Annotated in this window: 10 protein-coding genes; 4 read left to right on the forward strand and 6 right to left on the reverse strand. The window is 59.4% G+C overall.

Annotated features, from left to right (window positions below; translation table 11 throughout):
* Positions 1–247: 247 nt before the first annotated feature.
* Both mqo and QMX93_RS26755 read right to left on the reverse strand, forming a co-directional pair.
* Complete coding sequence (gene mqo / locus QMX93_RS26750) at positions 248–1,894, reverse strand: malate dehydrogenase (quinone) (RefSeq protein WP_282358528.1); 1,647 nt, start codon at positions 1,892–1,894, stop codon at positions 248–250.
* 508 nt (positions 1,895–2,402) lie between these two features.
* Positions 2,403–4,016: a methyl-accepting chemotaxis protein gene (locus QMX93_RS26755; RefSeq protein WP_282358529.1), complete on the reverse strand. Its 1,614-nt coding sequence runs from the start codon at positions 4,014–4,016 to the stop codon at positions 2,403–2,405.
* A gap of 247 nt (positions 4,017–4,263) precedes the next feature.
* Between QMX93_RS26755 and sodC the strand changes: the two genes are divergently transcribed.
* The 3 genes from sodC (at position 4,264) to QMX93_RS26770 (ending at position 5,725) form a co-directional block, all read left to right on the forward strand.
* Entirely contained in the window at positions 4,264–4,785 is a 522-nt protein-coding gene (gene sodC, locus QMX93_RS26760) for a superoxide dismutase [Cu-Zn] SodC (protein WP_282358530.1), read from the forward strand.
* A gap of 143 nt (positions 4,786–4,928) precedes the next feature.
* Entirely contained in the window at positions 4,929–5,243 is a 315-nt protein-coding gene (locus tag QMX93_RS26765) for a DUF2388 domain-containing protein (RefSeq protein ID WP_053119287.1), read from the forward strand.
* 80 nt (positions 5,244–5,323) lie between these two features.
* A complete protein-coding gene (locus QMX93_RS26770; RefSeq protein WP_282358531.1) occupies positions 5,324–5,725 on the forward strand; it encodes a hypothetical protein in 402 nt (133 codons plus the stop codon).
* Here the strand turns inward: QMX93_RS26770 and ligD are convergent, their stop codons facing one another.
* The 4 genes from ligD to QMX93_RS26790 all read right to left on the reverse strand — a co-directional run bounded on the left by ligD (position 5,726) and on the right by QMX93_RS26790 (position 11,628).
* A complete protein-coding gene (gene ligD, locus QMX93_RS26775; RefSeq protein ID WP_282358533.1) occupies positions 5,726–8,329 on the reverse strand; it encodes a DNA ligase D in 2,604 nt (867 codons plus the stop codon).
* Between the two features lie 17 nt (positions 8,330–8,346).
* Entirely contained in the window at positions 8,347–9,300 is a 954-nt protein-coding gene (locus tag QMX93_RS26780) for a class I SAM-dependent methyltransferase (RefSeq protein ID WP_282358534.1), read from the reverse strand.
* Positions 9,301–9,311: 11 nt separating this feature from the next.
* Positions 9,312–10,688, reverse strand: a complete 1,377-nt coding sequence (locus QMX93_RS26785) for an iron-containing redox enzyme family protein (protein ID WP_282358536.1) — start codon at positions 10,686–10,688, stop codon at positions 9,312–9,314.
* Positions 10,689–10,848: 160 nt separating this feature from the next.
* A complete protein-coding gene (locus QMX93_RS26790; RefSeq protein ID WP_282358537.1) occupies positions 10,849–11,628 on the reverse strand; it encodes a tellurite resistance TerB family protein in 780 nt (259 codons plus the stop codon).
* A gap of 260 nt (positions 11,629–11,888) precedes the next feature.
* Here QMX93_RS26790 and pcsA point away from each other — a divergent pair, with 260 nt between their 5' ends.
* Positions 11,889–12,611: a phosphatidylcholine synthase gene (gene pcsA, locus QMX93_RS26795; RefSeq protein ID WP_053119275.1), complete on the forward strand. Its 723-nt coding sequence runs from the start codon at positions 11,889–11,891 to the stop codon at positions 12,609–12,611.
* The last annotated feature ends 86 nt before the right edge of the window (positions 12,612–12,697 follow it).

Raw genomic sequence — 12,697 nt, forward strand, 5'->3', positions numbered from 1 at the left:
TATCTAGCCTCCGCGAAACCCTGACATCTGAACATCTGAACATCTGAACGTCTGAACACCGAAACAATTCTGTAGGAGCTGCCGAAGGCTGCGATCTTTTGATTCTAAAACAAGATCAAAAGATCGCAGCCTTCGGCAGCTCCTACAGGGGATACAGGGAATACAGGGAATACAAAAGGATATAGAGGGATAAAAAAAGCCCACTGACCGTCGCCGGTGCAGTGGGCTTTGTGTGTCAGGGGTCTAATTACAGAGCCATGTCACGTGCAGCGTTTTCCTTCGGTGCTTCAGCTTTTTCAGCCGCAGGTGCAGCCGGAGCAGAAGCCTGACCGATCACTGGAGGTGTCGGCAGTTCGAGGATCTTGGCGGTGTAAGCCCACTCTTCGGCCACTTTCGCTGGATCGCTGTTCAGCTGAGTGCCGTAGCTCGGCACGATCTGGTGCAGCTTGGTTTGCCACTCTGGGCTAGCCACTTTGTCTTTGAAGACTTTCTGCAACACGCTCAGCATGATCGGTGCAGCGGTCGACGCGCCTGGCGATGCGCCCAGCAGGCCGGCGATGGAGCCGTCTTGTGCCGCAACGATTTCGGTACCCAGTTTCAGCACGCCGCCAGCGGCTTCATCACGCTTGATGATTTGCACGCGTTGGCCGGCTTGCCACAGGCGCCAGTCTTCGGCTTTGGCGTTCGGGAAGTATTCCTTCAGCGCGTTCAGACGGTCTTCATCCGACAGCATCAGTTGGCCAGCGAGGTACTCGACCAGCGGGTATTCCTTGATGCCGACCTTGGTCATAGGCCAGATGTTGTGGGTGGTGGTGCTGGTCAGCAGGTCCAGGTACGAGCCTTCTTTGAGGAACTTGGTGCTGAAGGTCGCGAATGGGCCAAACAGGATGACGCGCTTGCCGTCCAGAACACGGGTGTCCAGGTGCGGAACGGACATCGGTGGTGCGCCAACCGAGGCTTTACCGTAGGCCTTGGCCAGGTGCTGTTCAGCGATGGTCGGGTTATCGGTCACCAGGAACGAGCCGCCAACCGGGAAGCCAGCGTATTCCTTGGCTTCAGGAATGCCCGACTTCTGCAGCAGGTGCAGTGCACCGCCGCCCGCGCCGATGAACACGAACTTGGCGTCGGTTTCGGTTTTGCTGCCGTCTTTCAGGTTTTTGTAGCTGACGCGCCAAGTGCCATCGGCATTCTTGGTGATGTCCTGGACTTCGCTCGACAGTTTCAGATCGAAGTTAGGCTTGGTTTGCAGGTGGGCAGCGAACTGGCGGGTGATTTCGCCGAAGTTCATGTCGGTACCCAGCGGGCTCCAGGTGGCCGCGATTTTCTGGTTCGGGTCACGCCCTTCCATCATCAGCGGAACCCACTTCTTGATCACAGCCGGGTCTTCGGAGTACTGCATGCCGGCGAACAGCGGGCTCGCTTGCAGGGCTTCGTAGCGCTTTTTCAGGAACTTGATGTTGTCATCACCCCACACAAAGCTCATGTGCGGTGTGGTGTTGATGAACGAGCGAGGGTTCTTCAGAACGCCTTGCTGAACCTGCCAGGCCCAGAACTGACGGGACACCTGGAACGCTTCGTTGATCTCGACAGCTTTCGGGATCGTCACGTTGCCTTTGTCATCTTCCGGGGTGTAGTTCAGCTCAGCCAGAGCCGAGTGACCGGTACCGGCGTTGTTCCAGCCGTTGGAGCTTTCGAGGGCGACGCCGTCGAGGCGCTCGACCATTTCCATCGACCAGCTTGGCTCCAGCTCATTGATCCACACACCCAGGGTGGTGCTCATGATGCCGCCGCCGATCAACAGCACGTCGACTTTCTTTGCTTCTTCAGCATTGGCGGACGACATCCCCATCGCCAAAGCCAGCCCCAGCAGAGCTGTGTTCACTTTCTTAAACATCCGTAGCACCTATGATAAAACGCCTTCCGCCCGTCGCTGTTATCAGCATGCGATCCGCTTTGGTGACGCTCAGGCTGGCGTCGCAGATTCCGGCACACTGCAATTTTGACGGGTGGGCACACAAGGCCGACGTACCGCATCGACCTCAGTTAATGTCCCTTCTGAACTGGTTTCTTATCATTATTGGCATCAGCTACTTGAGCGACAGGGATTCCGTCGGCTCGCCACGCGGCAAGCAGACTGAATTAGGTCAAACCAAGTTGGCGCGAAGAATATCACGTCAGGACAAACCCGCGCGTCTGTTCCCGACTTGATAGTCCTTTTGCGTTCAGGGGCTTATCGGCAGATGGGGGGTGAACATGAACTTTGGGGCAGGGATTGAAGTAGCGGGTGATTAAGCTGGCCTCTTCGCGAGCAAGCTCTGCTCCTACGAAAAGCGGGTATCAACGATCCCCGTAGGAGCAAAGCTTGCTCGCGAAAGCGGCCGCTCAATCACTGCAAAACTCTGTTACAACCGAAACCGATCCACAGACTGCGCCAACTGCCCCGCCAGACTCGACAGCTCATCCGTAGTCGTCGCCGTCTGCCCGATCACCCGGCTATTGCCCTCGGACATCCCCGCAATCATCTCGACCTGATGCGCAATCTCGTTACTGGCCAAGCTCTGTTCACCAATCGTGCGGGTAATGTCGTTGACCAACTGCGTGGTACTCAACGTCGCCTCCAGAATCTCGCGGATCGCCCGCTCCACCTCCGCCGTCACCGCCATGCCCTTGTCGACCTGCGCCACACCCGCCTCCATGCTGCTCACCGCCTCGCGAGTGCTGTGTTGAATGCGTGCGACCATCGCAGCAATTTCCTGGGTCGAGGCACTGGTGCGTGCCGCCAGACTGCGCACTTCATCCGCCACCACGGCAAAACCACGACCCTGTTCGCCCGCCCGCGCCGCTTCGATCGCAGCGTTAAGCGCCAGTAAATTGGTCTGGTCGGCGATGCTTTTGATCACTTGGATAATGTTGAAAATGCCTTCGGACTCCTGATCCAGCGTGCGGATCACTTGCGCCGACTGTTGCGCCGAACGAGCAATGTCGTCCATATCGCTGACCACTTGATGAATCACCCCGCCGCCCTCCTTCGCCAGGTTTTCTGCCTGATTGGCCATGCTCAGGGCGCGTTCGGCGTGGCGAGTGATTTCCTCGATACTCGCGGTCATCTGGCTGGCGGCAGCGGCCATGGTGCTGGCGGCGACGCTTTGTTGCTGGCTGCTGTCGGCGACTTGATGGCAGCCGTGGCTGAGTTGCTCACTCATGCCGCTGACGCCGTGGGCGTTGCTGCGCACCACGTCGATCATGTTGCGCAAATCGCGCTGCATGGTCGCCAGCGTGCGAATCAAGGCACTCGCTTCATCCTTGCCGGTCGGTTCGGAGATCGGCTCGCTGAGGTTGCCGTGGGCGATGCTTTCGGCGATGCGGCTGGCGGTTTTCAACGGCCCGAGAATGCTGCTGATCACCCAGCGTCCCTCGACCAAAAGCAGCAACAGCCCCGCCAGTAAGACCACGCCGAGGGCAATATTGGCATTGCGGATCGCGGCTTCGGTGCCAGCGCTGGTCTCACGGGTATTGGCTTCAATCAATTCACTCAACGCGGCCATCTGCGTTTCCAGTTGACTGAAGGCCGAATTGAACGTACCCAGCTCCTGCTGCGCGGCGTCCGGGTTATCCAGCGCCAGGCCGACAATGCGTTCCCCGGCATTGATGTAAGTTTCAAGGCTCGGTTTGATCTGCTCCAGCGCCGATCGCAACGTCGGGTTGATCGGCAGTTTCAGGTTTTCTTCCAGCACTTCACGAAAATGCCGCGCATGCTCCTCGATCGAACTGCGTGCCTCGGCCGGCGTGCTGGTGCTTTTGCCCAGCCCCACCAACATTGCCGAATAGACGTCGGCACGCAGGGCGTCGTGCATCATGTCCGCTTCCATGTGGTTGCGCAGCGCGCTCATGCTCACCGCGTTGTCGCTCACCGCCGAGGCCATGTGCAGGTTACCGACGTAACTGACCAGACTCACGAGCAATGCCGTCAGCAGACTGGTAACAATCAGCAACACTAAACGCAGTTTGATCGACACCGTGGGTTTCTCCTTGGGGGACGCCGGTAAAGGCCTGTCAGTCCTAGAGTTAAGCCTATTTGTGCCGGTCTGCCGCGCCAGAGCGTGTCGGCAGATGTCTGCGCGCAGGGCAACGGCGATAAAACTTTCAGTTTGAGCGGCAAGTCTCACTTTTCAACGCACGCGGACATGGCTTTCATCGCCGGTTAATGCCGGCAGACTATTGAGTCCGTCGTTCTGAAAACTCATGCAGCACAAGGAAACGCTTATGAAACGCGCATTGTGGTTAGGTCTGCTCGGCACCTTCGCAATCGGCACTGCTCAGGCAGCGACGGAAAAAGTCGCGATCAATCTGGTCAGCGCCGACGGTGCACCGCAGGCGATCGGCTCGATTACCGTCAGTGAGACGCCATATGGCCTGTTGTTTACCCCTGATCTGAAATCCCTGCCGGCCGGCGTGCACGGTTTTCACGTGCACGAAAACGGCAGTTGCGAGCCGGGCATGAAGGACGGCGTCAAAGGCGCGGCACTGGCAGCTGGCGGGCACTTCGATCCGCAGAAATCCGGCAAGCACCTCGGCCCATACGCTGACGGCCATCTCGGTGACCTGCCGGCGGTGTACGTGACCGCTGACGGTATCGCCAACTACCCGGTGCTGGCGCCGCGCCTGAAAAAAATCTCCGAGATCAAAGGCCACGCGCTGATGATTCATGCCGGTGGCGACAACCATTCCGACATGCCAAAACCCCTCGGTGGTGGCGGTGATCGCATGGCCTGTGGCGTGATTTGATAGAACTCGCGTCAAGACCGGGCACCCGCCATGGCGTGCCCGCGTCTGCAGAATTAACGCCTCACGGAACTCCCGCCCTCCGCGCACCTCTCACATTATGCAGTCCTTCCCTTTTTGCTTAGCGCTTGTGGAGGAACCCCGTCATGCGCAAGTTATTGCTCGTTTCTTCTTTACTCTTATGCCTGCCAGTCGGCTCCGCTATGGCCAAGGTCGATGCGGGGGATGTAGCCACTTCGGCCGGCGTTTCCGCTTCGCTGTACTCGACTTTCAAGGATCACAAAATGGTGATCCCGGCGCGTGACGACTTGTCTGCCTTTGTCGCCAGCGGCGGAGCCATTCGCGGGGTTTATCTTGAGTCGGTGTTGCAACAGGTTCGTCAGGAAAATCCCGGCATCAACGCCAGCGATGAAGACCTCGCCAACGCCATTCTGGTGCATTACGAAGGCCTGAATCAGTAACCAGCACGGAGCAAGCAGCCGATGGATGGCCGCTGAAGGCGCATAGGCAAAACTGTCCGACGGCCTCTATGATGGAGGCCATGACGACGACTGCGCCTTTGCGCTCCCCCTGCCCACCCGGCGCCTGCGATTGCGGGCGCGACCCGTTGCTGGACACGCCCGGCGCGGATGTGCGCATCCTGCGCCTGACCCGCGAGGAAGAAAAAGTCCTGCTCGCGCGCCTCGAAAAACTGAAAAACCTCGACGACCTCCGGCACCTGCAAAAACGCATGTTCGAGCAGTTGGGCATTCGCGTCGACGTTTCACCGGGTTTTCACGAAGTGCGCACCATGCTCGGCATCGAGATCGAAATCGACGCGCTGCCAGGTCTGTGCCGCAAAACGCGCAAGTCGATTCCAACGGCGATTCGACGGGGCCTGAACAACAACCCCGAAATCGCTTTTGAATTGCTTAACGCCCACGACTTGCTGCGCGACACCTGATCACTTTTTCATGCCGACTCGTTTGCGCATCTCGGCGGTGATGCTCTGCCGGGTTTTCTTCATGTCAGCCCAAGGCTCATCGCCAACCTCGGCCAACCGTTCGTGGACGTTATGCACGTTCCATTGGTTGCCGCCCTTGATCTCCCCAACCTCTTCACGAAACAGCGGTACCGACACCGGTAGCCCTTCGCGCGTACGCGCCGAGTAAGTGCAGATGGTGGTGGCGCCGAGGCCGTTGCGCAGGTAGTCGATGAAGATCCGCCCGACACGGTTTTTCGGCCCGGACACCGCCGAAAATCGATCCGGCAACAGTTTGGCCATATGGCTGACAATCGCGTGGCTGAAATCCTTCACTTCATCCCAGCCGAGCTTGCGCGTGATCGGCACCACCAAGTGAATACCCTTGCCGCCACTGGTTTTCAGAAACGCTTTCAAGCCGAGTTCATCGAGCACGGTCAAGGTCAGCGCGGTGGCTTCGACCATGCTCTTCCACGGCAGCGCCGGATCAGGGTCGAGGTCGAGCACGAAGCGATCGGGTTTATCCAGATCCACCGTGGTCGCGTTCCAGGTGTGCAACTCGACCGTGCTCATCTGCACCGCGCCGATCAGTGCTTCGGCGTTGTTGATCAGCATCACCGGTTGGCCGGTGACGTCTTTGTCCAGCGTGCTGATGCCGGGGATCGCCAAGCGCTCGGCGTTCTTCTGGAAGAACAGTTCACCCGCAATGCCATCCGGCGCGCGCACCAGCGCCACCGGGCGATCCTTGAGTTGCGGCAGAATCCATTCGGCGACGCTCGCGTAATACTCGGCCAGTTGCATTTTGGTCGTGCCGCTGACCGCGTCGATCACCCGATCCGGGTGAGTAATGCGAACCTTGCCGTTGGCCAGACCGAGTTGCGACGGCGCAGTCTCAGCCTTTTCCGCGGGCACTTTTTTCGCCGGTTTTTTCGCAGGGCTTTGCGCTGCGGATTTCGTCTCTGAAGTCTTCACCGGTTTCGCTCGCTCCTCAGTGATGTCCTTGGCCGGTTTGTCATCGCGCAAACCATGGAACACGGCGTGGCGCACCGAGCCGTCCTTGGTCATTTCAGCGAAGGCGATTTCGGCCAGCAATTTCGGTTTGAGCCAGTGCACGCCTTTGGCCTCGAAACCGCTCGGCGGATTGATCACGGCAGCCTTCTTCACCTGCAACTGTTTCAGTTGCGCCAGAATGCTTTTCAGCGTCGCTTCGTTGAAGCCCGTGCCAACCTTACCGGCGTAACGCAACTCGCCGCTGTCGCGATCATGCAGACCGAGCAGCAAGGCACCGAAGGCACTGCGCGAACCTTTCGGATCGGTGTAGCCGACGACGACAAATTCCTGCCGATGCTTGCACTTCAGTTTGATCCAGTCACCGCTGCGTCGCGACACGTAAGGCGAGCCGAGGCGTTTGCCGATCAGGCCTTCCATCTGCATCTGACAGGCGCTGTTGAGCAATGCATCCGGGGTTTCGTCGAAGGCTTCGGAATAGCGCAGCAGCGGATTTTTCTGCGCGCCGAGGATGGTCGCCAGCGCGGCACGGCGCTCTTCAACCGGCACCTCACGCAAGTCGACGCCGTTGAGATAGGGCAGATCAAACAGGTAGTAGAGAATGTTGCCGCTGCGCCCAGCCTCGAAAGCATTTTGCAGCGCCTGAAAATCCGGCACGCCATGTTCATTGGCGACGACCATTTCGCCGTCCAGCCAAGCCGATTCCAGACCCAGCGCGGCCAACGCTTCGGCCTGTTGCGGCAACTTGTGCGTCCAATCGTGGCCGTTGCGGGTGAACAGTTGCACCTGGTCGTGATCAATCCGCGCCATGATCCGGTAGCCATCGAATTTGATTTCGTAGCTCCACTGCCCTTCAGGCGCGCTGTCGACCAGTGTGGCCAATTCGGGTTTGAGCTGCGCCGGCAGCTTGGCTTTATGCGCGCCCGTCAGCGTGCCGGTGGCTTTTTTGCGCGATTTGGCGGCGGGTTTCTTCACCGGTTTGCTTTGCTCGGCGGCGAGTTTCGGTTTGTCGACGAGGGTGCGTTCGCTCAACACGCTGTCCGGCTCAGCGACCAGAACGTCGTAATCATCCTGAGGCCGCGCCGCGCCGTCCTGATGTTTGATCAGGAACCACTGCTCCTTTTTGCCCGGCATGTGCGTGCGCACCAGATTCCAGATCCCGCCGAGTTTCTCGCCTTGCAGCTCGAACTTGAGCTTGCCTTTCGCGTAGGCCTGTTGCGGATCCTCCTGCGGAATCCACACGCCGCGATCCCAGACAATCACATCGCCCGCGCCGTAATGCCCTTCGGGAATGCTGCCCTCGAAGGTCGCGTAGTCCAGCGGATGATCCTCGACGTGCACCGCCAGGCGCTTGACCTTGGGATCCAGCGACGGCCCCTTCGGCACTGCCCAACTCTTCAACGCGCCATCGAGTTCCAGGCGAAAGTCATAATGCAGGTGCGAAGCGTCGTGCTTCTGGATGCAGAACTGCAAGGCGTGCTCGGCGGCGGTTTTGCGGCCCGAGCGTTTGACTGCCGCCGGTTCCGAGGTTGCCGAGAAATCGCGCATGCGGTTGTAGTCGTCGAGGTTCCTGTTCATCGTGTACCTGCCTGATTTCAGCCCATTCGGGAGACGGTCAGCGCCACCACGGCGATCCGGTCAACCCGTTGATATCCGGGGTTCAGCAGCTCTTCACCAAAGACATCCGGATCGATTTCACGGTACGTCCAGGCGAAGCGTTTTTCATCGAGTCGCGGCAGCACCGTGTCGAGGAATGGATCACGGCCATCGACCATCGCCACACCGGTGTAGAGCAGCAGCGAACCGCCGGGGGCCAGTCGATTCAGCGCCTGCTCGACAATGCGCAGCGAAAGTCCCGCGCCAAGTGTTCCACCGCCATGGCGATAGGCGCGCTCCGCCGGATCGGCCATGTACGGCGGATTGGCGACGATCAGATCGAACTCGCCCTCTACGCCTTGCAACAGATCACTGGCGTGAACTTCAACGTTGGCGACTTCCGCCAGCGCCGCGTTAATTGCAGTCAGGCGCAGCGCGGCGGGGTTGATATCCAGCGCCAGGACTTGCGCCTCGCGACGGGCTCGGGCGATCACGATCGCACCGACGCCCGCGCCACAACCGATGTCGACCGCGCGATGGATCGGGGCGAAGTTCTGTTGCAGATGAGCGTGGATCATCTGGGCGAAACGGTAAGTATCAGGGCCGAAGAACACCGAGTCCGCCGCGTCGGTCGGGAACGCCGAATGCACGAACAACAGATCATCCAGGCTCGACCAGCGCACGCGACTTTTCAGCTGGCCTTCGTAGGTGTCGATGACTTGCGCCTCCTGTAACTGGCGCTGTTCGTCGGCGGAGAGCAAACCGGGTTCGAACGGCCGCGACCAGCCAAACACATCACGCAGGCTGTCAGCCATTTGCCCTTCGTCGCGCTGATTGACGCGCTGATGCGTCAGCGGCGTCGGGGTGATGAAACGGTAGCCATCGGCCTGAAGGCGCCGGCCCAGTTGCAGTAGCGCCAGATCATGGCTGCTGAATTGTTCTTCCTGACTCATTGAAAATTTCCTTACGGCTGGCGTGATTTGAGTTCGATGAATCGTCGGGTGGCGAGCAACCCGGCCGGGTGTGCATGGCGATCCGGGGCGAGCCACGGAATCAGCGTCGCGATTTGCTTGAGACAGTCCTGACCTTGCAACGCCGCGTTCAGTTGCTGCACATCGGGATCCTGCTCGGGCACCGCGATCGATGCCGCCGTTTGAGGCCGGCGCCGAGCGACTTTCGGCTTTTCGGAGGATTTCCAATCGCCGGCAATCCAGTCATGCACCAGTTGTTTTTCATAGGCATTGAACACGCCGAACATCGCCGCACCATCGCCCGCGATCAGTTGCCAAAAGCGGCTGTTCTGCGGGTCTTCGTTGCGTTTGATCCAGCCTTTGTCCTGCAGCGCTTGCATGAAGCCGGGCAATTGCTCAGGTGTCGACAGCCATTGATTCACGGTCTGGCCTTCAAAGCGGCAGTAGTCGGAATGCATGTGCTGGCCGAACGGCCGCTTGCGCTCAAGCATCGCCAACAATTCACGCTCAAGGTCGAAGCCTTCGATGATCGCGCGACTGCCCTGCCCCAGATCATTAAGGCGATAACCGAGCGATACACGACGCAGAAAATCGGCGCGATCGGCCTCCAGTGGCAACAGGTCGAGCACCGCCTGCACGGCTTTTTGTGCATGGCCGGTGCTGGCGTTGTCGATGGTCACGTGCAAAGTGAAATAGTAGGGATCGATGCCCAGCTCGCTGAGTTCGTAACTAGTGATCAGCAGGTGCAATGGCAGCTGCTCGTAACCCAGGTTGTAGCCGATCACTTCTGGCAAGCAATCGACACCGGCAATGCCAAGCGCCAGTTGCAACGCGCCTTGCAGGTAGTGTTCATCGGCGATCGCGGCGCTGTCCTGCAAGTCGTGTTCGGCAAGGAGTTTGCGGTAGATCACCACATGGTTTTGCGCGGGGTTGCCGTCGCCGAGTTCTTCCAGATAGGTAGTGAGCAAACCGGCGAAACGCGGATCCTGCCACTGCGCCAGCAAGCCATACAACCACGCGCCGTCGACCAGTTTGGTCGGCGCCACTGCTTGCAGAAAGTACAGCGCCTGCGCCTTGCAGGTGAAGAATTGCCGAGGCCCGCCGGCTTTACGTTGTTGCAGATATTCGGCGTATTGCTGCGCGACATCGGTGCAATGTTCGGCCACCCAGGCGTGCCACGTTGTCGGGTCTTGCGGCAGCGTATCCGGAAGTTGCCCGGCATTGTGCAGTTGCTCGTGCAGGAATGACTGCGCCAACGCCTGCGGATTTTCATCCTTGAGCAGCGCTTCGTAAATGAACCGAACATTCCCGGCAGGGTTGATCGCTTGCGGCTGGGCTGGTGTGGATTGCAGGCGTGTCAGGACAGTCATGGCAGTTTTCTCGGTCGATTGGCAGGACGCTGTTCACGCGCCTCTACAGCAGCAGAGGCGTCGCGCCTGTGAAAAATTCAATCGACGTGAAAATTGCCCGGACGGACGGCCCGGTCAGCCTAGATAGAAAGCTTCCCGGGGCCGCGATTTTTGACTGTGGTTACGCCTGCCCTTTGGCCTGTTGCTCGAGATGCACCTGCAAATCCGGATCGATCTGCAACGCTGCTGCCAGTTCATCCAGATAGCTGCGTTCGGCATCCTGCTGGTCATCCACCAGCAACACGCTGGACAGATACATTTCGGCCGCGATGGCGGGGTCACCGTTTGCTGACTGCGCAACTTCACTGGCGTCCAGCGGTTTGGCGACTTCGGCGTCGAGCCATTGCTGCAATTGCGGATCATCGGTGTGCTTGCCGATTTCTGCGCTGATCAGGTGTTTTTCCGATTCATCGATGCGCCCGTCGGCCTTGGCCGCTGCGATCAAGGCGCGCAGCACTGCGTGGCTGTGTTCTTCGACGTCCGGGCCCGCGAGCAGGTTGGCCGTTTGTGGAATCTGTTGTGGCGCCGCGCTGGCCTGGCTGCGTTGCCAGGCTTGATACGCCTGGTACGCCATCATCCCCAGCGATGCCAGTGCCGCGTAATTGGTGCCGCCGCCGGAACGACTTTGCGTGCCGCCACCGCCGCCCAGCGCGCCACCCAAGGCGCCGCCCAACCCACCACCGCCAGCCGAACCGCCGCCGAGCAATCCACCGAGCAAACCGCCCAGTCCGCCTAGACCGCCGGCAGACCCGCCGCCGCTGGCCGCGCCCGAGCCGCCACCAAGCAGACCACCCAGCAAGCCCCCGAGCCCGCCCAGACCGCCACCGGCCGAGGCGTTACTTTGTTGTCCCGCCGAGGCCTGGCCTCGCAACAGTTGTTCGAGTAAATCAGTGGTGTTCATGGCGTCATCCTCAGACATTGGCAGTGACTGCGTCTGGCAACTCTAGACCCCTGCGGCCATAGCGCCAGCACCGTTTGGCCGACACTCAAGGCCCTCGCCGGTTTGCCCCGGGAATTTTTCCATCGGCCAGCTAAGATTCAAGGGTGGTGAACCTTATTCCGGCCAGACCGGTCGATAGCTGCAACCCCGACCCGGTTTGCCGGCGCCCTTGCCACTCAAGGGTGATACCCGGCTTGCTTCACTTTCTGGAGAACGCCCCCGTGATATCGACCGTACACATCGCCAGGCTCAAAGCATGGGGCGCCCATGGTTTTACCGCGACCGGCGTGGTCACTGCTTTCCTTGCCACCCTCGCCCTGTTGGAAAATCAGCCGACCCATTGCCTGATGTGGCTGGGCGTGGCGCTGATCGTCGACGGCCTCGACGGCGCCCTCGCGCGCAAGGTCAATGTGCAATCGGTGCTGCCGAGTTTCGACGGCTCGATCCTTGATCTGGTGATCGATTACCTGACCTACGTATTTATTCCGGCACTGTTTATCTATCGCTATATTCCGCTGCCGGATTACACCCTGCTGCTGACCGTGTCGCTGATTCTGGTGTCGTCGTTGTTCTGCTTCTGCAACGTCAATATGAAGAGCAAAGACAACTACTTTGTCGGGTTTCCGGCGGCGTGGAATGTGGTGGCGCTGTGTTTGTACATCATCGGCCCGGGGCCTTGGATCACGTTTTTGACGGTGATCGGGCTGGCGCTGTTGACGGTGACTCGGATGAAGTTTTTGCATCCATTCCGCGTGCGCCGGTTTATGCCGATCAACATTGCGGTGACGGCAATCTGGCTGCTGTGCAGCTTGTCGCTGGTGCTCAACCACCCGGTGATCAACCCGTTGGTGATGGGACTTTGGTTGTTGATGTCGGCGTATTTTCTGGGGATTTGTATCTGGCGTACGGCGCTGGAATGGTTTGATCGGGCGCATCAGAAGTAGGCCCACCACAATCTCATTGTAGGAGTGAGCCTGCTCGCGATAGCGGTCTGTCAGCCGATACATGTTTCATAGACAGACCGCTATCG

This window comes from Pseudomonas sp. PS01303, from assembly GCF_029959385.1.
Lineage (GTDB): Bacteria > Pseudomonadota > Gammaproteobacteria > Pseudomonadales > Pseudomonadaceae > Aquipseudomonas > Aquipseudomonas rustica.

Excerpts from the sequence above, each read along its gene's own strand:
- mqo (WP_282358528.1), bottom strand. The coding sequence starts at position 1,894 with ATGTTTAAGAAAGTGAACACAGCTCTGCTGGGGCTGGCTTTGGCGATG.
- sodC (WP_282358530.1), top strand. The coding sequence starts at position 4,264 with ATGAAACGCGCATTGTGGTTAGGTCTGCTCGGCACCTTCGCAATCGGC.
- QMX93_RS26765 (WP_053119287.1), top strand. The coding sequence starts at position 4,929 with ATGCGCAAGTTATTGCTCGTTTCTTCTTTACTCTTATGCCTGCCAGTC.
- QMX93_RS26770 (WP_282358531.1), top strand. The coding sequence starts at position 5,324 with ATGACGACGACTGCGCCTTTGCGCTCCCCCTGCCCACCCGGCGCCTGC.
- ligD (WP_282358533.1), bottom strand. The coding sequence starts at position 8,329 with ATGAACAGGAACCTCGACGACTACAACCGCATGCGCGATTTCTCGGCA.
- QMX93_RS26780 (WP_282358534.1), bottom strand. The coding sequence starts at position 9,300 with ATGAGTCAGGAAGAACAATTCAGCAGCCATGATCTGGCGCTACTGCAA.
- QMX93_RS26785 (WP_282358536.1), bottom strand. The coding sequence starts at position 10,688 with ATGACTGTCCTGACACGCCTGCAATCCACACCAGCCCAGCCGCAAGCG.
- QMX93_RS26790 (WP_282358537.1), bottom strand. The coding sequence starts at position 11,628 with ATGAACACCACTGATTTACTCGAACAACTGTTGCGAGGCCAGGCCTCG.